Annotated in this window: 23 protein-coding genes; 10 read left to right on the top strand and 13 right to left on the bottom strand. The window is 62.2% G+C overall.

Annotated elements, in window-relative coordinates:
- The coding region (locus M9890_10455; protein MCO5177376.1) for a hypothetical protein at positions 1-407 on the bottom strand (407 nt) is incomplete at its 3' end.
- Between the two features lie 126 nt (positions 408-533).
- Here M9890_10455 and M9890_10450 point away from each other — a divergent pair.
- Positions 534-1328 carry a hypothetical protein gene (locus tag M9890_10450; protein MCO5177375.1) on the top strand — a complete coding sequence of 265 codons (795 nt, stop codon included), beginning with the start codon at positions 534-536 and terminating at the stop codon, positions 1326-1328.
- Positions 1329-1474: 146 nt separating this feature from the next.
- Entirely contained in the window at positions 1475-2491 is a 1017-nt protein-coding gene (locus M9890_10445) for a rod shape-determining protein (protein ID MCO5177374.1), read from the top strand.
- A gap of 7 nt (positions 2492-2498) precedes the next feature.
- Here the strand turns inward: M9890_10445 and M9890_10440 are convergent, their stop codons facing one another.
- Genes M9890_10440 through M9890_10430 form a run of 3 tightly spaced genes read right to left on the bottom strand, consistent with a single transcriptional unit; the run spans position 2499 to position 4548 of the window.
- On the bottom strand, positions 2499-3338 hold the full coding sequence (locus tag M9890_10440) for an ABC transporter permease subunit (protein ID MCO5177373.1): 840 nt from the start codon (positions 3336-3338) through the stop codon (positions 2499-2501).
- Complete coding sequence (locus M9890_10435; protein ID MCO5177372.1) at positions 3335-4246, bottom strand: ATP-binding cassette domain-containing protein; 912 nt, start codon at positions 4244-4246, stop codon at positions 3335-3337. Before M9890_10435 ends, M9890_10440 begins: the two co-directional genes overlap by 4 nt.
- 32 nt (positions 4247-4278) lie before the next feature.
- Positions 4279-4548: an SHOCT domain-containing protein gene (locus M9890_10430; protein ID MCO5177371.1), complete on the bottom strand. Its 270-nt coding sequence runs from the start codon at positions 4546-4548 to the stop codon at positions 4279-4281.
- A 215-nt stretch (positions 4549-4763) separates the two neighbouring features.
- On the opposite strand from M9890_10430, the gene M9890_10425 reads away from it, so the two are divergent.
- From M9890_10425 to M9890_10415, 3 genes are read left to right on the top strand one after another with little or no spacing between them, the layout of a single operon-like run.
- The gene (locus M9890_10425) at positions 4764-5459 is read left to right on the top strand and encodes a response regulator transcription factor (GenBank protein ID MCO5177370.1); all 696 of its coding nucleotides are present in this window, start codon (positions 4764-4766) and stop codon (positions 5457-5459) included.
- Entirely contained in the window at positions 5456-6811 is a 1356-nt protein-coding gene (locus M9890_10420) for a HAMP domain-containing histidine kinase (protein ID MCO5177369.1), read from the top strand. Before M9890_10425 ends, M9890_10420 begins: the two co-directional genes overlap by 4 nt.
- A 9-nt stretch (positions 6812-6820) precedes the next feature.
- The gene (locus tag M9890_10415; protein MCO5177368.1) at positions 6821-7651 is read left to right on the top strand and encodes a carbon-nitrogen hydrolase family protein; all 831 of its coding nucleotides are present in this window, start codon (positions 6821-6823) and stop codon (positions 7649-7651) included.
- Here the strand turns inward: M9890_10415 and M9890_10410 are convergent.
- Positions 7605-9014, bottom strand: a complete 1410-nt coding sequence (locus M9890_10410; protein ID MCO5177367.1) for a hypothetical protein — start codon at positions 9012-9014, stop codon at positions 7605-7607. The two genes, M9890_10415 and M9890_10410, sit on opposite strands and share 47 nt — an antisense overlap.
- Before the next feature lie 190 nt (positions 9015-9204).
- Between M9890_10410 and M9890_10405 the strand changes: the two genes are divergently transcribed.
- The 4 genes from M9890_10405 (at position 9205) to M9890_10390 (ending at position 11972) form a co-directional block, all read left to right on the top strand.
- A complete protein-coding gene (locus M9890_10405) occupies positions 9205-9777 on the top strand; it encodes a nitroreductase family protein (protein MCO5177366.1) in 573 nt (190 codons plus the stop codon).
- Positions 9778-9825: 48 nt separating this feature from the next.
- Positions 9826-10599 (top strand): HD domain-containing protein, encoded by a 774-nt coding sequence (locus M9890_10400; protein ID MCO5177365.1) that lies wholly within the window; start codon positions 9826-9828, stop codon positions 10597-10599.
- Between the two features lie 65 nt (positions 10600-10664).
- Positions 10665-11540, top strand: coding sequence for an aromatic ring-opening dioxygenase subunit LigB (locus M9890_10395; GenBank protein MCO5177364.1), 876 nt, complete (start codon positions 10665-10667; stop codon positions 11538-11540).
- A gap of 117 nt (positions 11541-11657) precedes the next feature.
- A complete protein-coding gene (locus M9890_10390) occupies positions 11658-11972 on the top strand; it encodes a DUF433 domain-containing protein (protein ID MCO5177363.1) in 315 nt (104 codons plus the stop codon).
- Positions 11973-12063: 91 nt separating this feature from the next.
- Here M9890_10390 and typA read toward each other — a convergent pair whose 3' ends face one another.
- A complete protein-coding gene (gene typA / locus M9890_10385; GenBank protein ID MCO5177362.1) occupies positions 12064-13944 on the bottom strand; it encodes a translational GTPase TypA in 1881 nt (626 codons plus the stop codon).
- Between the two features lie 137 nt (positions 13945-14081).
- Between typA and M9890_10380 the strand changes: the two genes are divergently transcribed.
- Complete coding sequence (locus tag M9890_10380) at positions 14082-14513, top strand: VOC family protein (GenBank protein MCO5177361.1); 432 nt, start codon at positions 14082-14084, stop codon at positions 14511-14513.
- A gap of 54 nt (positions 14514-14567) precedes the next feature.
- Here M9890_10380 and M9890_10375 read toward each other — a convergent pair whose 3' ends face one another.
- The 7 genes from M9890_10375 to M9890_10345 form a co-directional block, all read right to left on the bottom strand.
- Complete coding sequence (locus tag M9890_10375) at positions 14568-16667, bottom strand: VWA domain-containing protein (GenBank protein ID MCO5177360.1); 2100 nt, start codon at positions 16665-16667, stop codon at positions 14568-14570.
- A gap of 324 nt (positions 16668-16991) precedes the next feature.
- On the bottom strand, positions 16992-17846 hold the full coding sequence (locus M9890_10370; protein MCO5177359.1) for a methyltransferase domain-containing protein: 855 nt from the start codon (positions 17844-17846) through the stop codon (positions 16992-16994).
- 50 nt (positions 17847-17896) lie between these two features.
- Entirely contained in the window at positions 17897-18397 is a 501-nt protein-coding gene (locus M9890_10365; GenBank protein ID MCO5177358.1) for a DinB family protein, read from the bottom strand.
- Between the two features lie 95 nt (positions 18398-18492).
- Positions 18493-18966 (bottom strand): DinB family protein, encoded by a 474-nt coding sequence (locus tag M9890_10360; GenBank protein MCO5177357.1) that lies wholly within the window; start codon positions 18964-18966, stop codon positions 18493-18495.
- Positions 18966-20279, bottom strand: a complete 1314-nt coding sequence (locus M9890_10355; GenBank protein ID MCO5177356.1) for an amino acid racemase — start codon at positions 20277-20279, stop codon at positions 18966-18968. The genes M9890_10360 and M9890_10355 overlap by 1 nt, the downstream gene beginning before the upstream one ends.
- 264 nt (positions 20280-20543) lie before the next feature.
- A complete protein-coding gene (locus tag M9890_10350; GenBank protein ID MCO5177355.1) occupies positions 20544-21581 on the bottom strand; it encodes a hypothetical protein in 1038 nt (345 codons plus the stop codon).
- Positions 21581-22665: ATP-binding protein (locus tag M9890_10345; GenBank protein MCO5177354.1), on the bottom strand; the 1085-nt coding region annotated here is incomplete at its 5' end. The genes M9890_10350 and M9890_10345, both read right to left, overlap by 1 nt.

Here is a 22665-nt window from a genome sequence, read left to right as displayed (position 1 = left end):
TGCGGCGATCCGAGCTCGAAGTAGGCGCGTTCGTGGTCGTCGGCGCTGACCGTCGCCAGGATGTCGGCCGGGAATCCCCAGCAATCCACCTGTCGGGCATGGCTGGCGACGACCGGCAGGCGTAGACGCATCAGCGTTGGCAATTCGACATAAGGCAACGGGTCGGCGCGCAGGTAGACCTCATTGAGCCACTCGCGCCGCGCCCAGTCGTCGGTGTCGGTCGCCGCCAGCAGGCGATTAATCAGCAGCGTTGCCGGGTCGGTCCCGAAGATCCGGTAGCCATCGTTCGGGATCGCCTGCCCAAGTGCCGCGCCGATACCTGTCGCGAGTGGAATCGGCGCGAGTCCCTGATGCGCGAGGTGGTTGATACGCGCTTGCGCGTCTGTCTGGGATCTGGTCAGTCGCATAGTGTGATGCTGATCTCACTGCTTTCTGGGATGCCACCGGGGAAGCGCCGTCGCTATCGTACGTTCTCGGACGTTGCCGGGCAATGCGGCTTGGCAATTGTGCAATGCTGCAGAAGGGAACTCTCGATGTCGACAGTTGTCGCCGCGCAGTCCGCGGCGGTCGTGGCGGGCGGGAAGCGGCGTGTCATCTTCCCGATCCTGGCCGGCCTGGTTGCGCTCGTTGGCTTCGCGCTGCTGGATGGCGTTCGCGAAGCGATTGCTCCCTGGAGCCTCCACGTCGATTACGATCCGCAACCGGAAGCCAACCTCTGGCACTACGCTGCTCACGGGGCGACGGTCGGTATGCTCTTTTCCGGCAGCATGCTGGCGCTCGTCTGGCAACCGGCGCGCAAACCGATGTTGCTGCAGATGTACATGCTCGGATTCCTGACGCTGGGGTTGGTCTACACCATCATCGATCCCAACAATGGCCTCGGCTTTCTCCCGATGGTGGCGGTTGTCTTCAGCATCCTGTTCGCGGCTTACCCGGACCGCCGCGCGGTGCTACGTCTCCCGCGTCCCGGTGCCAGCCGACTGTTGCTCGGCCTGACGGCGCTGGCCGCCGTGGCGATGTCACCGGCTGTCGTCCGTGCGCTGACGCACGCGTACGACTCCCCGGCCTTTGAGGGCGCTGCCGATCCAACCCGCTGGGGCGCGGAAATCATCATGTCGATCACGCTCGTGATCGGCGGCCTGCTGGTCTCGTCAAAGCGTGGTGGGTGGCAGTCGCTCGGTGTCATCGTCGGATTGATCTATCTGTATGTGGGCGTTGCCGCGATTAGCATCCCGGATCAGGCCGGGAGCTGGGGCTACGTCGGCGGTGCTGTTTCGCTGGCGTTCGGCGTCATCTGGCTCGTCGCGGTCTGGCGAGAGCGCTCGTAAACAGCGCCAAGCTCCTGACGCACCATCGTTCGCTTGCGTACGTACGCAGGTAAAGAATCACGCAACCATATGATAGAATCGACATGTACGGACGCCCGAGGCGGGGTGTCCGTACATGCGTATGTCGCAACACGCGTCATCAAACTCTGGGAGCTCTCTTGGCGAAGCAGCTGGGAATCGACCTCGGCACTGCCAATGTCCTGGTCTTTCTGCGCGGTCGAGGCATTGTCATCAACGAACCGTCGGTGGTGGCGATTTCGGCGCGCGACGGAAAGGTGAAGGCAGTCGGCCTTGAGGCGCGCAACATGCTTGGCCGTGAACCGCGTGAGACGATCGAGGTCGTTCGCCCGATGCGCGACGGCGTCATCGCCGATTACGTCGTCACCCAGGAGATGTTGCGCTATTTCATCAACAAGGCCGTCGGACGGTTCTCGCTGACGCGCCCGGATGTGATGATCTGCGTGCCGGCTGGCGTCACCGGCGTCGAGCGCCGGGCCGTCCGCGACGCAGCGCTGGCCGCAGGAGCACGCCGCGCCTACCTCATTTCCGAGCCGCTGGCTGCAGCCATCGGCGCGCGTGTGCCGGTCGCTGATCCGAGCGGCAACCTGGTGATCGACATCGGCGGTGGGACGACCGAGGTCGCCGTCATCTCGCTCAACGGCATCGTCGTCGCGAACTCGATCCGCGTTGGGGGCAACAAGTTCGACGAAGCTATCGCCAATTTCATCAAGCGCAAGTACAACCTGCGGATTGGCGAGCGGACGGCTGAAGAGGTCAAGATCGCCATTGGCTCGGCCATGCCGCTCGAAGAGGATGAGGCGATGGACGTGCGCGGCCGCGACGAGGTCGCCGGCCTGCCCCGGACGATTCGCGTGCATTCCAACGAAGTCGTCGAAGCGATCACCGAACCGCTGGAGTCGATCATCGGCGCGGTACGCGATGTGCTTGAGCGCACGCCGCCCGAGCTATCGTCCGACATCATCGACAAAGGCATGATCCTCACCGGAGGCGGCGCGCTCCTGCGCCACCTCAACGACCTGCTCACCGAAGTCACCGGCGTCCCCTGCTACGTCGCCGATGACCCCCTCTCCGCCGTTGCCGTCGGCACCGGCCTCGCCCTGGAGTACTTCGACATTCTGCGGGACTCGCTGGAAGAACCGTAGTCGGCGCTCACGCCACATCCCGCCGCCGCAGCGCCACCGCCGACACACCCACAAACACGACCACATACACAGCCAGCATGATCAGCGCCTGCGTGGTTGAGACGAACGGGCCGTCGAACGCGCCGGGGCCGCCGCTGGAGGCACCGTCGGCGCTGGCTGCGCCCAATGGCTTGATGAGCGAATAGGCGTTGGTGCGGACGAAGAGCTTCACCAGTGGTTCGAGCAGGCTGACAGACCCTGCCATTAAGCTCAACAGGCCCTCAAGTGCCAGCGTGTAGAGGATGCCGACGCCGATCGCCAGGGATGTGCCACGCGAGAGGACGGCCAGCACGATGCCGAATGCCGCCCAGGCGAGCATGATAAGCAGGCTGGCGAGCACGGCTTCAACCAGCGAGATGGCTGAAGGGCCGATGATCGGGCTGTTTTCGAGGAGCGCGATGATGACGCTGCTCATGCCGCCGAGCACAAAGGGCAGGATGACGAACGGAACCAGCGTGATGGCAATCGCGATCACCTTTGCACCGAAGACACGCAAGCGGCTCGGTCCCTGGGTGAAGAGCGTCTTCAGCGTGCCCCAACCATAGTCGCTGCCGATGGCGAGGACGCCGAGCATGATCGCGAATGCTCCACCATAGAACGGGAATCCGTCGATGAGATTGCTGGGTATCCGGTCGGGCATGAGCTGACGAAGCGCTGCTGTGTCCGCCATCGTTGTCGACGTGCGACTGAGCATGTAGGGGACGATGTAGGCAAAGATCATTGCCAGCAACGTCCAGACACCCAGCAGCACCCATGTTGCCGTGCGCTTGCGCAGAACGAGTAGCTCAACACGTATTTCGTTCATCATGCAGCAATCTCCTCGTCGCGCGTCAACTGAAGGAAGATGTCCTCCAGCGAGGCGCGTTCGATGCGCAGTTCGTGCAGGTTGATGCCGGCGAGAACCAGTTTCCGCGCGATGTCACTGGCGGAAGCCGGGTCGCCGTCGACGTGGATCCTGTTATTGATGACCGTGACATCCTCAACACCGCAGACGGTTGCGATGAGGCGGCGAGCCTGTTCAATCGGCTCAGCGCATACGATTAGTCGATCGCGATCCCGTAGCTCATTGACGCTGCCTTCGGCGACGAGCCGACCGCGGAGAATGACACCGACACGGTCGCAGACCTGCTCGATCTCACCCATCAGGTGACTGGAGATCAGGACGGTGCGACCTTCGCGACACAGCGCGCGGATGAGATCGCGCATGTCGGCCATGCCGGCCGGGTCGAGTCCGTTCGTCGGCTCGTCGAGGATGAGCAGTGCGGGGTCCTTCAGCAAGGCTGCTGCGACACCGAGCCGCTGCTTCATGCCAAGCGAGTACGACTGGAACTTGTCCTTGCCACGAGACGCCAGATCGACGGTCGTCAGGACGTCTTCGATACGCCGTTCGTCGGATCCGGTGTAGCCCGCCAGGACGCGCAGGTTGTCACGCCCTGACAGGTATGGGTAGAAGGCGGGCGTCTCGATGATCGCACCGATGCGGGCGAGGCTCGCTGACGAGCCGGGAGTGGCTCCGAGGACTGTTGCTGTGCCGGCTGTCGGCTTCGCCCGACCGAGCCGCATCCGGAGTGTTGTCGTTTTCCCGGAACCGTTGGGTCCAAGGAAGCCGTAGATCTCTCCTTGTCTGACGCTGAGCGAGAGGCCGTTGACGCCGAGCGTTCCGTCGGCATAGCGCTTTGTCAGGTCATGTGTCTCGATTGCGTACGTGCTGTCCATGAGCGGCCTTTCGTCGAGTTGGTGCGATTGCATTACTTCAGCTGATCGAGTCGCTGGTGGTACTCCTCGACGCTGATCTCACCGCGTGCGAAGCGCTCGGCCAGGATGCCTTTGGCGCGCTCGGTACCGGAGATCTCGTGTCGCCAGCCCCAGCCCCAGCGCCGGAAGCACCAGAAGAACAGAAAGATGAAGAAGATCCAGAATACGAACATGCCTAACCTCCAGACCCAGAACCACGGTTCGCTATGTCCCCAGCCGTCTGCATGGAGCAGGACGACCGAGGTGGAGAGCTGATTCAGCATGGATGCGTCCCCTTCGTCGGTTCCCGCAGACGACCGGTTTCGTCCGCTGTTCCTGACGATAGGGAGCAAAGGTCAACCGCCGGTTCCGCGAATCTCAACGAATGATCAACATCGGCTCACGACTTCGGCAGCGGGCTTGCGCAACGCTCGTATGGCGCAATGGCGGCTGGCAAGATTGGCGCACGGTCGGTAGGTGACGGATGCGAGGAGTGGACATGAGCGAACACACGACGGTGCTGGTCGTTGACGACGATCCGGATATCGTCGCGCTCATGCGTGACTTCCTGGAGGTCGAGGGCTACGCAGTCCTCACAGCCGAGCGGGGCGAGCGTGCGCTCGAAATCCTGGATGAAGCGTCGGTCGATTGCGTGCTACTGGACATCATGATGCCGGGCATGTCCGGATTCGACGTGGTACGCCGGATTCGCGAGCGAGGTGATTTGCCGGTGCTGATCCTGAGCGCTCGGCAGGAAGACAGCGATAAGCTGCGTGGCCTGGGCCTCGGTGCCGACGACTACATCGTGAAGTCGGCAACGGCGGCAGAGGTAGTCGCCCGAGTCGGCGCGGTGCTCCGGCGGGCGGGTCGCGGCGAGGCGGCTGTATCAACCGTACTCGACTTTGGACGGCTGACGATTGATCCGCGTGCGCGAGAGGTGCGGGTGGCCGGCGAAATCATCTCGCTGACGCCGCGCGAGTTCGATCTGCTGCTGTTGCTGGCCGAGCGGCCACGGCAGGTGCTCACCCGCGAGCAGATCTACGAGCGGCTGTGGGGTGACTACGGCGACCGCCATTCGCTGACCGTCCACATCGGGCGTCTGCGCGAGAAGATCGAGCCGGACCCGGCCAGACCGACCTATATCGCCACGGTCTGGGGCGTCGGATATCGCTTCGAAGGGCATCGGCGCGGATGAGCGGAACGCTGCCGCTGCGGCGCTGGCTCATCGTGGCGCTCGTCATGACGTTTGTGGTGCCGTTTGCACTCACTGCGACAATGGCAGCCGCCCTCGTCTGGCGTCCAGCGCAGTCCGGAAATGATGCAGCACGTCTGCTGACAAGCGGCGCGGCGAGCTGGAACGATCCAGCCTGGCAGGTGAGCGTGACTGACACGCTCCGCGCCCAGGGTGTCGAGTTCGTGCTGTATGAGGATGGTGCCGAGATCTTCCGCAGCACTGCCGATCCGTTGGCGGGAACGAATGCGGCTGCACCGGGTCCGCGCAACTGGTGGGCGGGCGATTCGGATGCGCGTCTGGCTCGCGAGCTGGTCTTGCCCGGCGACGCACTGCAACAGCGCGCCTACATTTATTCGTTGTCCGACCCGCCCAGCTCCAGTCGCGCCTGGCTCTTGCCAGTGATTGGATTCTCTGCACTGTTCCTTACTCTTGCCGGTATTGCCTGGGTGCTGGGGCGCATGGTCGTGCGACCGCTGGCGGCCACGAGCGACGCGGCGCGGCAGATCGCGGCTGGCGATCTGGACATCTCGCTGCCAACATCGCGCGTTCGTGAGGTGGCCGAGGTGAACTCGGCATTCGAGGTGATGAGCGGCGGGCTGCGTGAGTCGGTCGAGCAGCAGGTGCGGGTTGAGCAGGAGCGACGGCTGTTCATCTCGGCCATCGCCCACGATCTGCGCACGCCGCTCTTCGCGTTGCGCGGCTACCTGTCCGGCCTGCAGCAGGGCGTCGCCCGGAGCCCCGAGCAGATGGCGCACTACGTCGGCGTCGCGCAGGAGAAAGCGGATGCGCTGGAGCGCCTGATCGCCGACCTGTTCGACTATTCGCGGCTGGAGTATCTGGATCAGGCACCGGATCGGAAGCCTGCCGACGTTCGCGACGTGCTGCTGCGGTTCGTTGAAGGCTTCCGCCCGTTGGCTGAGGCGAAGCAGGTGGCGCTGGATCTCGACCTGACTGATGTGACCTGCGTCGCCGAGATCGATGAGCATCTGATGGCGCGCGCGGTCGAGAATTTGCTGGACAACGCCGTGCGCTACACACCGCATGGCGGTCGCGTGACAGTTCGCTGCGCGCGGGACGAAGGCAAGATCGAATTCACTGTCATTGATGATGGCCCAGGTATCGCCGCCGAAGACCTGCCGCGCATATTCAGCCCGCTGTATCGTGCCGAAAGCTCGCGGAACCGTCGCACCGCCGGGGCCGGCCTCGGCCTGACGATCGCCCGGCGCATCCTGCGGGCGCACGGCGGCGAGCTCACGGCCGCCAACGGCGAGCGCGGCGCGGAGTTTCGCGGGACGTTGCCGTCTGTCGAATGAGGACTGATGATGACTGATCTATCCATCGCGCTCGTTCAGTTGCGGAGCGAGAAAGGTGACATCGAGGGCAACCTCGGTCGCCACCGCGCGGCAATTGAGGCAGCGGCGGCGCGGGGCGTGCGGCTGGTCGTCTTCCCGGAGATGAGCATCACTGGCTATATCGATCCGACTCGCTGGCCGGCGTCAGTGCTGTCGCTCGATTCACCGGAGATCGCGCGGTTTCTGGCGCTGACTTGCGGCACTGGCGTGACTGCCGTCGCCGGGCTGGTCGAAGCGCGGCCCGGACAGAAGCCGTTCATTACGCAGATCGTGGCCGCCGATGGTGCGCTCGTCGCGGTCTACCGCAAGCGCCACGTTGTCGATGACGAAGCGGACTGGTTCAGCGCTGGGCCAGCGGAGCCGACTGTGTTTTCGGTCGGAGGCGTTCGCGTTGGCGTGGCGGTCTGTGCCGACATCGACAACCCTGCGGTCTATCGCGATTGCGCCGCTGCCGGTGCGCAGGTGATCGTCCATGCGTCCGCGCCAGGACTCTATGGCGAGCAGGCTACCCGAAACTGGCAATCGGGCCACGCCTGGTGGCGCAACGAGTGCATGACGAAGGACGCTGCGCACGCCCGCGAAAACGGTGTCTACGTCGTCGCTGCTACCGCCGCCGGTCGAACCATCGATGAGGACTTCCCCGGCGGCGGCTTCGCGTTCGCCCCGGATGGCAGCTGTTTCGCGGCGACCGCCGACTGGTCAGAAGGCGTGCTCGACGTGGCGATACCAGCGCCTCTGCGTTCGTCCGGCCAGGCTAATACACGCTCGTGTCCAGGATCAGGATCGAATCGAAGCGGGTGATGATCTGGTCGCCGCCCTTGAACGTCGTGTACATGCCCCACTCGCCGCTTCCGAAGGTGCCATCGATCGAACCGGCGACATACTCGCCATTGACCGACAGCTGTAATTCCTCTCCGACAATTCGCAGGGTAATCAGGTTTGCGCCGGTCGGGTCGTATGCTCCGTCCACTGACCCGAAAAGGTACGTCCACTGGTTTTCGTCAACGACGTAGCAGTCGGCAGCGCCGGTGTGCGTCATTTCGCACACGTACCCGGAGACAAGCCCACTTTCACCAACAGTCGCCCGGGCAATCACGCCCGTGCCGCCCAGACCCTCCAACGACGTGACTGTCTCGACTAAGCCGTCTTTGAACGGCACGGGGGGTTGTGGTGGCAGGAAGGTCCACTGAATTGCGCCCGTCAACGTGAGGGTATAGGCACCGTTTATGACCTCGACGTTCGAAACACCATCAGCATATGTACCGGAAAAGAACGGTTCGGCAGAGCCGGAGTCGAATGTTGTCGCCGCGAGCGTCGGATTGCGGACGGTGAACCAGTCGAATCCGGCAGCGAAGGTGCCGACCATACTCTGGACAAAGAGGCCCCAGTTGCCATCGACTTCGTGGGCCGTGTACGCCTCACCCATCATGACGTCGTTGACGTCAAACGAATACCAGCCGTCGACAATGGTGAGCGTTAGCGTGTTCATCTGGGTCATCTCGAATGATCCAGCCACCATGAAGATCGTTTCGGCCGCCTCTGCGCCAGCGAACTCGTAACAGCCGGCTGAGCCGTCGCTGTAGATGCCACACGCGAGGAACGCCTCGTTGCCGTCCGCGTCGACCATCTGCCGGCCGATGACGCCGGCAAAGCCCTCACCACCGGCCAACGCGACATTCACGCTGACCGTGCCGTTGCGCAGAGTCACCTCCGGCGAAGACGGCAGCGGATTCAGCCAGTAGCCTTCTGGCATCGTGACGACGTACATGCCGTCGGTGACTTCAAGGCTGTAGCCGTTGTCAGCAGCGCCGGTCGGGAACGGCCCTGCGTCTTGCTCGAAATCGAGTGCGAGCTGGTCTTCGATGACATGCTCAGGCTCCGGCATGGCCGTCGGGATTGCCGGCGGGCGCGTCGCGATCGGGCGCGGCGTGCTGGATATGATGGCCGGGCGCGGTGTTGCCGTTGGTTCAGGAGTATAGGTTGGTGATGGGCTCGGCTCCAGCGTGGCCGTCGGCTCGCTGGTCGCGGCAGCTGCGTCCGCCTGCTCGGTGGCAGGAACCGCCGTTGGCGTCGATTCATCGGACGATCCGCCGCAAGCTGTCAGCAGCAGGATCATGGTCATCAGGCAGACGACCGTACAGCGAGGTGCGAGAATTCGCGTCATGAATCCCGTTCTCTCATGTGCGTTCAGCGGCTCTGTGATCAAGAGGAAGTGTACCTGCAAGGGCAGTGATCGTGCTGAAGAGCGTGTTTGACGCTGCTCTACCAGCAGCCTATTCTGCAGAAACGACTTCATCATGGCGAAAAGAACAGGACGATCGTGTGAAACAGACCATTGGCCGTGGAGTACATGGATGAAGCCAGGAGAAGGAACGCTGCCGCTGCTGGAGCCAATTGCCGAGCGGGTCAGTAGCCGCAGGTTTGCGACAACGCCACTCGCGCCGGAGGTCGTCGAGACACTCCTGGAGGCGGCACGTTGGGCACCGTCGTATGGCAACCGCCAGCCGACGCGCTACGTCGTCGCCAGCGAGCCGGAGACGCTGGCCGTCGTCCACGAGGCGCTGACGCGCGGCAACGCGTATCTGAAGACTGCGCCGATCCTGATCGCCGTCTGTGGCAGGCCGGATGATGGCCAGATCGTCGACGGCAAGGAGTATTACCTGCTGGACGCCGGGCTCGGCATTGAGAATCTGCTGCTGCAGGCATTCGCGATGGGTCTGCACGCACATCCGATCGGCGGGTTCGATGAGGCGACCGTCCGATCCGCGCTCGGCATCCCGGACGCAGTCCGCGTGCTGGCGATGGTTGGCGTCGGCCATCCGGGCCGCTTCGAGGATCTCGATGAGCGCAGCCAGCAGCGTGAGCTGCGCGAGCGCTCGCGGTTGCCGCGCGAGGACGTCCGCACCTGGGAGCGCTGGGAGTGGTAAGTAGATAATGCTGCATCGACGCAGACGCGCTGATGAATGGACCTCACCATGAGCCCGGATGACGAAACACAGGAGCAGGTCCCGCGGTTGGATCGCCTCGGCGAGCGCCCGGTGCGTCCGGAACTGGCGTCGAAGCCGGATCCAGCGCCGGACGTGGTTACGTTCGACCGTGTGCGGGAAGACCCGGAAGTCGCCGCGCTGATTGAGCGGGCGAATGAGAATCTGGCGGTGCTGGGCTATACCGAGCATGGCGTCCGCCATGTGACACTCGTATCACGCATCGCCCGGAATGTGCTGCGCTACCTTGAATATGATGAGGAGCATCAGGAGCTGGCAGCGATTGCCGGCTATCTGCACGACATCGGCAATGTCATCAGCCGCTACGATCACGCACTGACCGGCGCGGTGCTGGCACGTGACATCCTGAACCGGATGGGCATGCCGCCGGCCGATGTTGCGATCATCATGGGCGCGATCGGTAGCCACGGTGACGATGGGGGCCGCCTCGGTGAGGCGGTGCATCCGGTCGGCGCAGCGCTGATCCTGGCCGACAAGTCGGACGTGCATCGCTCGCGGGTGCGGAATCCCGACCCCAACACGTTCGATCAGCACGATCGGGTCAACTACGCCGCCGAGTGGTCGTTCCTCCGCGTCGACGAGCTGGGCAAGACGATCACGCTGGAGCTGACCATTGACACAACGGTCGCGCAGGTGATGCACTACTTCGAGATCTTCCTGCCACGGATGTTGATGAGTCGTCGGGCTGCGGAATTCCTCGGCTGTGAATTTCACATAACGGTCAATGGAGTCACGCTTCTCTGACACCGAACCCGCTGGAGATGTCTGAAACCTCTCGATTGTAGCCAGAGTCAGGATAGGAGAGTCAGATGCCGATTGTTGTTGGTGCCGTCACGCCGCACGGTTTCCCGATCATCCCGGAGCTCAGCGAAGATGCCGAAGGTGGGCTGACCACGCGGGCCTCGATGCTGCAGATGCAGCAGGTCTTTGCCGACGCGAAGCCGGATGTCGTCGTCATCGCGACGCCGCACGGCTTCCGGGTGAACGGCTTCATCTCGATCGCCGATTGCGCGCGCGGAGCCGGGACGCTGTCGCTGGACGGTCGCAGCGTCGAGATGAATGTGCCGTTCGATCTCGCGCTGGCCGATGCCATCGTCGAGCGCGCCAACGAAGCGAACCTGCCGGTCGTGCAGGTCGGCTACGGCGGCTCGAATCGGAATCAGAGCATCATGCCGATGGACTGGGGGACGATGGTGCCGCTCTGGTTTGCGGGCCAGAATCGCAATCAGGTCGGCAAGGGCCATGTTCTCGCGGCCCTCTTCGATGGTCTGCCGCAGGACCAGCCGCCGGCGGCGGTTATTGTCCAACCATCGCGGCGGCTGCCGAAAGAGGTCAACATCGAGTTCGGCAAGGTGGTTGCCGAGGCTGCGCAGGCCGACGAGCGCCGGATCGCCTTCATCGCCTCCTGCGACTGGGCGCATCGACACGACGAGAACCATCCGAATGGCTTCCACCCTGACGCCCGGCGCGTTGATGAGGCGGTCGCGCAGGCGATTCGGGACGACGACATCCCCAGCCTGCTCAACCTGTCCGACGAGATGATCTCCAACGCCGCGATCGATGGCCTCTGGCAGCTGCTGATGCTCGAAGGCGTCAAGCAGGTCGTCCCGATGCAGGGCACCTTCCTGTCATACGAGGCACCGACGTATTACGGGATGATGGTCGCGACGTATGCGGTGAAGTGAGTGAAGGCACAAGAGGCCGCTGTTCGGCAAGCATAGAGAGCGACGTTCTGGTGGCGCGCCTATGCTTAATGAGAGGTTTCCTGACGAACCAGCGCATGCCGGAAAGGCTGTCCGCTCATGGCCGCAATCCAGACTCAGTACCAGCACATCGTCCTTGACGACCATGGTGTTCCCCGCATTGAGGGAACAACGATGAAGGTTGTTGAGTTGGTCGTTGCACAGATGGCGTATGGCTGGAGCCCCGATGAGCTGGCGTTCCAGTTTCCGCACCTGACACTGGGCCAGATTCATTCCGCGTTGGCGTACTACTGGGATCACAAGCGCGAAATTGATGAGCGAATCACACGGGATGATGCGATCGTTGATCAATTGATGCGGTCGTTGCCGGAGTCACCGATCGTCGAAAGGCTTCGTGGCCTGCGCCACGGCTGACGCCTGCCTGACTCTACAGTGAAGGCTCACGCCAATCCGGGATCGCGTCCTGTTCCTGCTCCTGTGACGCGATCCCGTTGGTTTGGCGTGCTTACCCTCGGTTCGCCTCGCGGGATTCGGCCTGCTTCTTGGCGCGGGCGCGTTCGTGCTCGTGGAGCAGGCGCTTGCGCAGGCGGTAGGCCTTCGGCGTGACCTCCAGCAGCTCGTCGTCGGCCAGGAAATCCAGCGCCTGTTCCAGCGAGAGGATGACCGGCGGCGTCAGGCGGATATTGGCGTCGGCGCTGGCGGCGCGCATGTTGGTGAGCTTCTTGCCCTTGCAGACGTTGACCGCCAGGTCGTTTCCGCGCGCGTGCTGCCCAACGATCTGCCCCTCGTAGACATCCTCGCCCGGTGTGATGAATGTCATCCCGCGCTCCTGAGCGGCGGCGATGCCGTAAGAGAGGGCCGTGCCTGCCTCCCAGGCGACGAGGGCACCGGTGCGCGTCGATGAGATCGCACCATGCCACGGCTCAAATCCTGTCAGCCGGGACGACATCGAACCGTTGCCCTTGGTGCGGGTCAGAAATTCGTTGCGCAGGCCGATGAGGCCACGGGTCGGGATGTCGAACTCCAGGCGGACGTTGCCGCGTCCATCGTTGAGCATGTCGGTCATGCGCGCCTTGCGTGCGCCGACCAGCTCGGTGACAGCGCCAACGAACTCCTCGGTCGTGTCGATGACGAGCTGCTCAATCGGCTCCATCAGTGTGCCGTCGATCTCGCGGGTGATGACTTCGGGACGCGAGACCTGGAATTCGTAGCCCTCGCGGCGCATCGTCTCGATCAGGATCGACAGGTGGAGCTCTCCACGACCGGAGACGGAGAAGACATCCGGCACCTCGGTTGGCTCGACCCGCAGCGCGACGTTCGTCTCCAGCTCGCGCTGCAGTCGTTCGCCGAGCTGGCGGGATGTCTGGTAGTCGCCTTCGCGACCGGCGAAGGGCGAGGTGTTGACGCCAAAAGTCAGGCGCAGCGTCGGCTCGTCGATCTGAATGCCGGGCAGCGGCTCAGGCACAGCCGGATCGGCCAGGGTGGCGCTGACGTGCGCGGCAGGGAAGCCGGTGAGTGCGACGATGTCGCCCGCCTGCGCTTCGGTGATCTCGACGCGGGCGAGGCCCTCGTGTGCCGCTAACCAGGTGACTTTTTGACGATCTTCTTCGCCGGCAGTGCCGAGCTGCACCAGCGTGTCGCCAGTGTGAAGCCGACCGCGTCGGACACGGCCAATCGCGATCCGACCGCGATGCGGGTTGTAATCGAGCGACGCGACCTGCAGCTGAACCGGCCCGTCGATGTCAACGACTGGTGCCGGAATGTAGTCGACGATCGTGTCGAACAGCGGCGTCAGGTCGGGTGCCAGATCGTCCGGCGCGTGGCCGGCGCGGCCCTGCTTGGCGATGGCGTACAGGACCGGGAAATCGAGCTGCTCGGCGTCGATTGCCAGGTCGAGGAAGAGATCCTGTGTCCTGGAGATGACGACGTCCGGCTGGGCGAACGGGCGGTCGACCTTGTTAATCACGACGATCGGACGCAGGCCGAGGCCAAGCGCTTGCTGGAGGACCGTGCGGGTCTGTGGCATTGGCCCCTCGACCGCGTCGACGATCAGCAGGCAGCCGTCGGCCATATTCAGGACGCGCTCAACTTCGCCGCCAAAGTCGGCGTGGCCCGGCGTGTCGATGACGTTGATCTTCACGTCGCGATAGTGGATGGCGGTGTTCTTGGCCAGGATCGTGATGCCACGCTCGCGTTCCAGGTCGTTGGCGTCCATGATTAGTTCGCCGGCGGCGTCCGGATCGCGAAAGATATGGGTCTGCTTGAGCAGTCCATCGACGAGGGTGGTCTTGCCGTGGTCGACGTGGGCGATGATCGCGATGTTGCGCAGATCGGAGCGCACGTGCGTCGGGCTGGAAGGTTGCGCTGAAGTCGTCGGTGAGGTCATCGGCAGGAAGGTCCCCGTTCGGTGGCCGGTGTTTGCACCGGCTGCTGGTCTGCGTTCGCGATCCGCGTGGACGGCGACCGTTGATTGTATCGTTTTTCAGGGTATTCATGCTGAAATCGGCCTGACATGGAGGATCGATGAGCGGAATCACACCAACTTCGCATATCCGGATCGCCCGGCCGTCGCGCGATCTCGCCGCTGCGGAGCAGTTCTACATCGCCGGATTGGACATGCGGGTGCTGTATCGCGCTGAGAGCGTGGCTGGTGATCCTGACCACGGGCACGACCTGTTGATGGTCGGCTGGCCGGGGGCCGGCTGGCATCTGGAGCTGGTGAGCGATCCCTCCAACCCGGTTGAGCCGCGGCCAACCGTGGAGGATCTGCTGGTGGTGTACCTCGATGGTCCGGTCGATGACACGCTCGTCGCGCGGTTGGAGCAGGCCGGCGGTCGGCGCGTGGCGTCGCACAATCCGTACTGGGATCGCTTCGGTGTCACGATCGAAGACGGCGACGGCTATCGCTTCGTCCTCTGCGAACGTCGCTGGGACAATGCTGACTGGGCGGAATGAGAGGCACCGCCCCCGTGAATCTCACGGGAGCGATGCACGACATGTGAGGCCGGACTACGGTCTGCCTGCCGGGCAGCGCCCCGGTCCGATATAGCCGAAGTTGTAGTTATGGAGCGTTGACGCGAGGCTGACGAACTGCTGCCGTTGGGCCGGGCTCATCCCTGCCACATCTGCCGGTGTATAGGTCTCAAAGAGATCCTTGGCGGCATACATGGCGTCGACGACCGACCACGGCGCAGTCGATCCGCGTAGCAGATTGAGCTCGGCGGAGATGTACTGCTGAGCCAGAACGTAGTAGTCACGATCTGACGCACGTGGTGTGATCAGGAGCACCGTTCGGTAGTTGTATGGGCTAAGGAAGAACGGCGTCGCAGAGCCACTTGGCTCGATCTTGTACCAGGTTGGGTCAATACCCCGTTTGCTGCCCGCTACCGAATTCTGCAGCCAGTAGGCGGGAAGCTGTGTGCAGCACGGCGGGATGCAGTGGACCGTAACTGCCACCGATTGGGAGTCCGAATCGACGGTACTGGTGTCGGTGGTGGTCACCGAGGCCGAGTTATCGACTGTGAGCTGGTAGCAGGCCGGATACGGGCCGATCTCACGGTCATAGCCGAAGCCAAAGTGTGCAACCGTGTCGTTTGCCGTCATGCACGGCGACCCCAGGTTGCCCTGGTAGCTATCGGCGATGACGACGCACTCATCGGTGACGGTGCTCGGCGTGCCAAACGTGACTGGCGCGGTGGCCTGTATCTGGTAACCGTTGCGCGCGATCGTCGCCGTGTTTGTGCGGTTGGTGCTATCAGGCAGCGCGCGGGCATACGGGCAGGTTGCCACGCTGTTGATCGGGACGGTGAGCGTACTGCCGCTCAGGTTGCAGTCCGCGTCAGCAGTGATCGTGGCATTCAGCCCGCCGGTGATGACATCAGTCAGCGTCACGGTGAGCGCTTCAGTCGTTGAAGGATTAGTCACGGTGATGATGCCGGAGACAGCCCAGTTGCTATCTGCTGCTGTGCCATCGACGTTCACCGCGTAGTTCACCGTGCCCGGCTGCCAGAAGTCGAGCCACAGGTTCGGCTGATCGACGCTCTTGTCGATCGACCAGTCCCATGAGCGTGTAAAGGTGGTGGTTGCCGTCTTGGAGATGCCTGGTACGGCTATGGTCTTCGTTTCGCGAATGACCTGCCCGTCGCCGTCAGTCATTGGCTGGCCGTCGATCAACGCGTAATCGTAGCAGGAGTAGACACCTGGGGTTGCGTTTGCTGCGACGGAGATCGTTTCAGTGAACACTGCTGACTGGCCGCTAGTGATCGACTGTGACGCCGGGGTGAACGACGTGCTGATCGGTGCCGTGCAGGTGCTGGCCATCGAGACGGTTATCCCGAGATTCTGCAAGCCGGACAGAATCATTGCCGACACTTGCTCTGGAGTAGCCGTTCCGAGATACGAGCCACCAGTTGCGTTAGCGATTGCGGTTGCCTGGCCAGTCGCGTCGAGACCGTCTGCGCTGCCGCTGTCGACATTGATGGCGAGCACCCTGATGCCGGCGGCAACGAGCGCGTTGATTGCGTCGGTTTGTGTGTGCCCATTACTCGGATCGTGCCCGCTGGCGTCACCAAACCAGACGATGATGCGCGTTGCCGGGTCGGGCCGGAATCCAGCCGTCCCTGGTTGCGCTAGCTGCCAGAGCGCGTTGATTTGCGCCTCCGGAGTGTCACCGCCACCGTTGGCGGACCACGAGCTGATGGCTGATTGCACGTTGGCTACGGTGCCGGTGATCTGTTGATCAACCTGGAAAACTGGTGAGTCGGTCACATCTCTGTATTGCGCGGCACCGAACTGTGTATTGGGCTGGCCGGCAAGGACGGTGTTCATAATCGATGTCGCGTTCGAGGCGACGTTGCTGATTGCAGAACTCATGCTGCCGGTCGTATCGGAGAGAAACATGACATCAAGCACGGGTGGGAATGCGGGCGTATGCACCGTCTTGGTGATCATTGTGGATTCACCGGGGAAAAGTGTTCTGGACACACTGGACGGATCAAGACCGGGTTCGCCCTGAGCCAGTACGCCAGTGCTGCTGACCGCCAGGAGAACGAGGAGTGTGATGCTCAGAGCCATTGCTCCGAGGCGCGTTCGACGAGTCCTCTTAGGCATTGGGGACTTCCTCTCTGATGTAGTCCGAAGCGCGTTGTGAAGCGATTGAAGAAATTGCGCCCGGAAAGTTGGCTGCCTCCTTTCGTGTGCGGATCTGTTGCTCTCCGCCGCATACGCCGTGTCGACGCGTCAGATGACACGCACTTGCGCAACTGCGCACTATAAGAGAAACGCAACGCGCAAGACATCAACGAGATCAATACGCTCCAATGATCTCAGGATATGAATATCTGCGTAATCCGCAATATTGACGATGAAAATATGACGACACTGTCATGATTGTGATCGTCAGCCGAGGGATGACTTGCGCAAGCGGTAGATGTCTTAGCGAGCGTTTTCAGCCCGCGTCGCGGCAACGACGACATAGGCGCGGGGGACGCGCACTGTGCCGTCGGAGTGGAGATAACCTGCCAACAGCGCGATGGCATCGTTATGCAGCGCCAGTTGCTGCGCGATTTCCAGGCGCTGGAAGACGTACATGGTTGGGCCGAGTGCGCGATGAAACAGGAAATCGCATGCATCGGGCAGCGACGGCGCGAGCCACGGCACGTCGCCATCCTGGATCGCAATGCTATCGACCCACGGGCCGATCATGCTGCGAAGATGCACGATGTCAGACCAGTCGAAGACGCTGTCGCTGCCGGCAGGTGGTGGCGGTGTGTAGGGCGCGGTCAGCGTCATGAGGTGGCAGTTTGGCGACTCATTCAGCCAGGCAGTGAATGCCAACCTGCCGCCCGGACGCAGCACCCGGCAGAGCTCGCGACCAACAACGCTGTGCTGCGGCGCGAAGATCGCGCCAAACGACGAGATGACGACATCGAACGCGCCATCGGGGTAGGGCAATTCCTCGATATCTGCCAGATCGAACTGGATGTCTGGCAGGCGCTGGGACGCCGCTTGCTCGCGAGCGCCAGCCAGAAGATCTGCGGCGAAATCGACGCCGATCACCTCGGCTCCGCGCCGGGCTGCGGCGATGGCAGCAATGCCGGTGCCGGTTGCGGCGTCGAGCACACGCGCGCCGGGGCTGATACCCGCCACGTCGATCAGGTGATCGACGGCTGGGCGCAATGTCTCGGCCATCTCGGCGTAGCCTGCTCCGGGCAGGTTCCAGGCGCGCTGCATTGATCGCTTGACTCGTGCGACACGCTCCGCAGTCAGGTGTGCATCTTCGGTTGCCATCGGACGCTCACGATCTAGCAGACGTCACCGGTGTGACGGCTGCTGCGGGATCAGGCGAGGACGAGCGGCTCGACGTGGTGCGGCAGCGCGTCACGGGCGATCAGTGTCTGGTCGATCTGCGCAAGATGCTCGGCATCGTGCGCAATCAGAAACCGCGCGAGATCGGTGATCGTCACGGTGCGGTTGTCGACGTCGTTGCCAGCCCGCTTCCAGCCATCGCTCGGAATCTCGCGGAGCAGCGAGAGCGTGCTCTGGCGCAGACGACGGTACTGGCTCATGACCGAGAAGACAGAGATCTCGGTGTTGTCGGTGGTCGTAATCGGTGGCGGAAGCTGGCGCAGGTCGGGGTAGTCATAATTGGCGATCGCGAACAGCTTGGGATATACCCGTGCCTCCGTATCGCGCAGATGGGCGACGATCTGGCGCACTGACCATTCGCCACGAGCTGGCGCACGATCAATTCGCGACATATCTCGCTGGGGTGTGATCCTCTTCGACAGGTAATTGAGCATCTGTGTCAGTTGGATCGTTAGCTGCTCTTGCTCTTCCATTTCAGCAGTTCCCCCATCCTCGCGCCGTACCACTGACGTTTGCTAGTTCTCATTGTAGTCTGTTGCGCCGCTTCGTGTCCTGGCAGTGCAGCCGCTCAGGTCTCGCTGTCGCCAAGCACCTCAAGAAGCTGCTGGCGGTGGTCGGCGTCGTGCTGGATTGCGTTGTCGATATACTCGCGAACCGTCTGCTCGCCGTGATCCTCGTGATAGCCCCGCCGGTCGAGCTGGTTCGCGGTGAGTGTTTCGAGGGTCGTGACGAAGTGCTGGCGGATGGCGTCGAACTCATCGAGCGCAGCGCGAGCGTTTTGCGAGGCGTAGTCGCGCTCAATCGGCCAGAGCGTCTCATCGACTGCCGGGATGTATGGCTCGTCCTCACTCAGGATGCGCTGGATGCGTTCCGTTGCCAGGGCGTCGGCGTCGCGCAAATGGCAGAAGATTTCAACTGAACCCCAGCCACCACCGGCGGCAGCGCGCTGCAGGTCAGCGTCGTCGTAACCTTGAATCAGATCGAGAAGCTCAGCGGGGAACGCGCGCAGTTGCGCGAGCAGAAACTCAACCGAACCGGTCATCACTCGCGCTCGTCCGGCAGCGACCAGCCTGTTGTCGACGTCTCCCATTGCGCGGAACCATCGAGATGCAGGGCAGTGTCAACTGCCGCGCGCGCCAGCGCCAGAGTCGCATCGAGCAGCGGCGTTTCGACATCCGGCTGCTGGAGCGCGACCGGGATTTCCGTGCAGGCTGCAAGCAGGACCTCCGCGCCACGCTCAGCGAGATGTTCCGATGCCTCGACGAGCAGCGCCGTTGCGTCAGAAATTGCTCGCCCAGCCTTCACCATGCGAATCGCGGTCATCACGCAGCGCTCCTGAACATCGTCGTCTGACACAATGACGTCGATTCCTCGTTGCAGGAGCGCACGCTGATACATCTCGGATGCAATCGTCCCGCTGGTCGCCAGCAGCCCGACGACTTGCGCCTCGGGCCAGGTTTCGCGGATCTCGTCCGCCGCCGCGTCGATCATGCTCAGCACCGGCGGCTCGACGTGTGGTTGGACATCCTCCAGGAATGCATGCGCGGTATTGCAGGGGATGACGATGAAGTCAGCGCCGAGTGCATCGAGCGCGCGCGCACCACGGACGAGCCACGGCACCGGATCCTCGCCGCCATGTAGCAGCGCGTCGGTGCGGTCGGGCACACGCGGATCGGCGTAGATGACGACCGGGATGTGCTCCTGATCGCGCTCTGCAGGCGTCAGCTCAATGATCTTCTGATACAGGTCAGCGGTAGCCAGCGGTCCCATGCCGCCAAGAATGCCGACTACCGCCCGACGATGCGGCTCGAAGGCATCGATGAGCGGATCGAGATCAGCGTCGGTTGTGGTGGCAAACCCGGCGACTGCCGGCTGCCATTCAGGTCGCGGGCCGCCGTACGTCTCAGGCTGAAGGCCAGACCAGCGCCGCAGCGGAGCGAGCCAGTCCAGCCGGTCCGGAACGACATCGATGGCGACCTCGGTGTAGCGCTGACCATGAATCTGGTAGGCGCGCGCTTCGGGATCGTCGTGTTGAAACGAGGCGATGATCATGAGGGCGTCGGGCCAGTTCGCTTCGAGCACGTCGGTCGAGGATGGCACCGGCGGTGAGGTCGGATGCGAATGGAAGATCGCGCCGAGCCACCAGCCGTGCGCTTCCATGTCGGAGACGGCTTCCAGCACCTCAGCATCGTCCATCCGATACCGTGTCGGCGAGTGGAGGATGTTGGTGCCGGGGTAGATACGTACTGGTGCATCGCCATCGAACGCGATCAGGCCGCAGCCCTCGTTTGGCCGCATGCGGTCGAGATGGTCGATGACAGCGTCAAACAGGCGCTCTGAAATACGCAATGTCATTGAGTTTGTCGCAGCCGTGGTAGTGGACTCATGTGCCGGGGCAGCCTTCGATTGTGGTGGACGACCCGTTGGATTCATGCCAGACCAGGCTCCTGAGGATGACGATCCTGCTGCGCCCCTGTGCGCCGTCCCGGTCTCCCGCACACGTCGTCCGGGCGCAGTCATGAAAGTATAGCAATCCACTCTAGGTGCGCGTCCGGCCAGCGTCGGCCATTTGACAAACTGGCTTTCCGAAGTCGGGTGCTACTAATGGGTCATAGTACATCAGGCGCTCTGGCCAAAACGCGCATCAACGATGCGATCAATGAGGGGCCGATAAATTGTGTTGTCAAGGTGGGTCTGATACCAGTCGACGTACGTCCCCGCTGCCAAGTGGCTCTCGATCAAGCTCGCTTCCTCATGGAGAACCCATATATTGTGCACTGCGCGATTTCGGAATCCGATGATTTGACTTTGTTGCAGCCCGTCGATGCCGTGCTGACTGCATGCTGGACATGGACACGCCTCAAGCTGACGCCACTCATCGGCGCTTGGCACGCGACCACGCCAATTGCCAAGCTTGACGATCGACCTGTCACCTTTGCCGGGTAATTGTACGAGCCCGCGAGCTGCCCGGCTTCGCCATCCGCTGGAGTCGACCGAATCCATCCCCAAGAGCCTTGCAATGTGAAGTGTAGCGGTGCCTCCGATGCCGAACAGGTGAATCTCTTTCTCGGCGAACGCGATACGCGCTCGCTTGATGGCATCGAGGAGTTGATTGTAAGGAAGCGCTTTCGGGGATCGGAGGAGGTTAGGAACGATACCACCGACCGCGATTCGCGGTGAACCATCTAGGAGAGGATCGTCCTGAATTGCGCTGATGTAGTCGTCAAGATGATGACCCACGTGGACCACAGGCACATAGCCGTTGTCACGGAACGCAGTATTCAAGCACATCGTTCGAGCAAATGCATTTTCCTGCTCGATAGCAGTCATTCGGGGGGTTGGGATGTAATCGCGCGGAATCGGATACCAATCGGGACGCGCCTCGGCTACAAACTCGACATATTCTTCGATGTTCTCGTTACCTTCGCGACTACGAAAGTAGAACGAACCATTATCGAGATACGCGACGACATCAGATGGTAATCCAAGATAACCACGCAGCCCATTTGCAGCAAGTTTTCGGCGGATCGAAGGCATTTGAAAGATTTCGGACCATGAGACCATCACGGCGCTCAGGCTGACCAAGTAATCCGGGCTTTCTGGATCCCAGATACGGGGCTTCAGATTCTTCAGGCTCAATCCTGCGACGATGCGCATTAGGGCCGAGGCCCTTTGGTCTTCACATCATGTGCTTTGGCGAGGGCTTGGAACGCGTCGAGATCCTCTTCGCGCTCCCCACGCGAGTCTGGTTTCTTCATCTTGACAAGCACCGGGAACCGAATCATTTGGCCGGACAAGAGCGCTTCACCAGCGTCTAGATCAGGTAGCAGCCGGACTTCATCTTCTCCAAGTGACTCGATGACCCGGCGAACATAAGACTGATCGGCGGGATTGACGAGCCTCATGACGATGAACGAATTGCACTGCGACAAAGTCGTCTCGTCGATGCGCGACGGACGCTGGCTGATCAGCACGAGGCCCACCCCGAACTTGCGACCCTCCTGAGCGATCTGTTTGGTGATACTCGTTGCTCTAACGATCGCAGTCGAATGCTCTCCAGCACCGGGAGATAAATTGTGGGCTTCTTCCAAGACCAGGAGGCAAGGATACGGAATCTCCCCCTGAACGCGCCCGTTCAGGATGCGACGAGCTATCATTGCATACAGCGTCGCGCGGAAATCTTCGGAATAGCCCGTTAGGCTTACGACAGAGATCTGGTCGTAATCGACTACATCTCGTTTGTCCTTAGGTAGTGGCTGCGACGAGCCGGTTCGACTCTCATTCCTCTGTTCCATGTTGCGAAGTTCGAAGGCGGCTCTGCGGCACTGTCTTGCTATGGCATTGTATGTGGACGAACGGTTCCCATCTGCGTTTCGCAGACTGTTGAAGCCTAGACTAATCAACGCGTCACGACTCTCTTCCTGATCCTTGCGCACCGCCATGCTTGCGGCTTGCGCCAGATACGAAAGGGCGAACAGATCACGTTGAAATGGGAATCGACGGATGTAGTCATTGCTCGTTATCGAATGGAGCGAGTCCCTTAATCTACTGATGCTGTCGCCGTTGGCAGCGAGCATCTGCCGTGCGTCTTGATAAAGAGACTCAAAAACATCGGCTTGAGTTGAACTGAGAGGTTCACCAGCCAAGCCCGAGATAATTCGTATTAGCTCATCACCATCTTCCTCAAACAGGGGTATTGCCGCGTGGAACACGCGGACCTTATTCTTCAACTGTGGAACAT

The organism is Thermomicrobiales bacterium, assembly GCA_023954495.1.
Lineage (GTDB): Bacteria > Chloroflexota > Chloroflexia > Thermomicrobiales > CFX8 > JAMLIA01.
The sequence above is the reverse complement of the archived record's forward strand: the minus strand, read 5'-3'. Positions and strand labels throughout refer to the sequence as shown.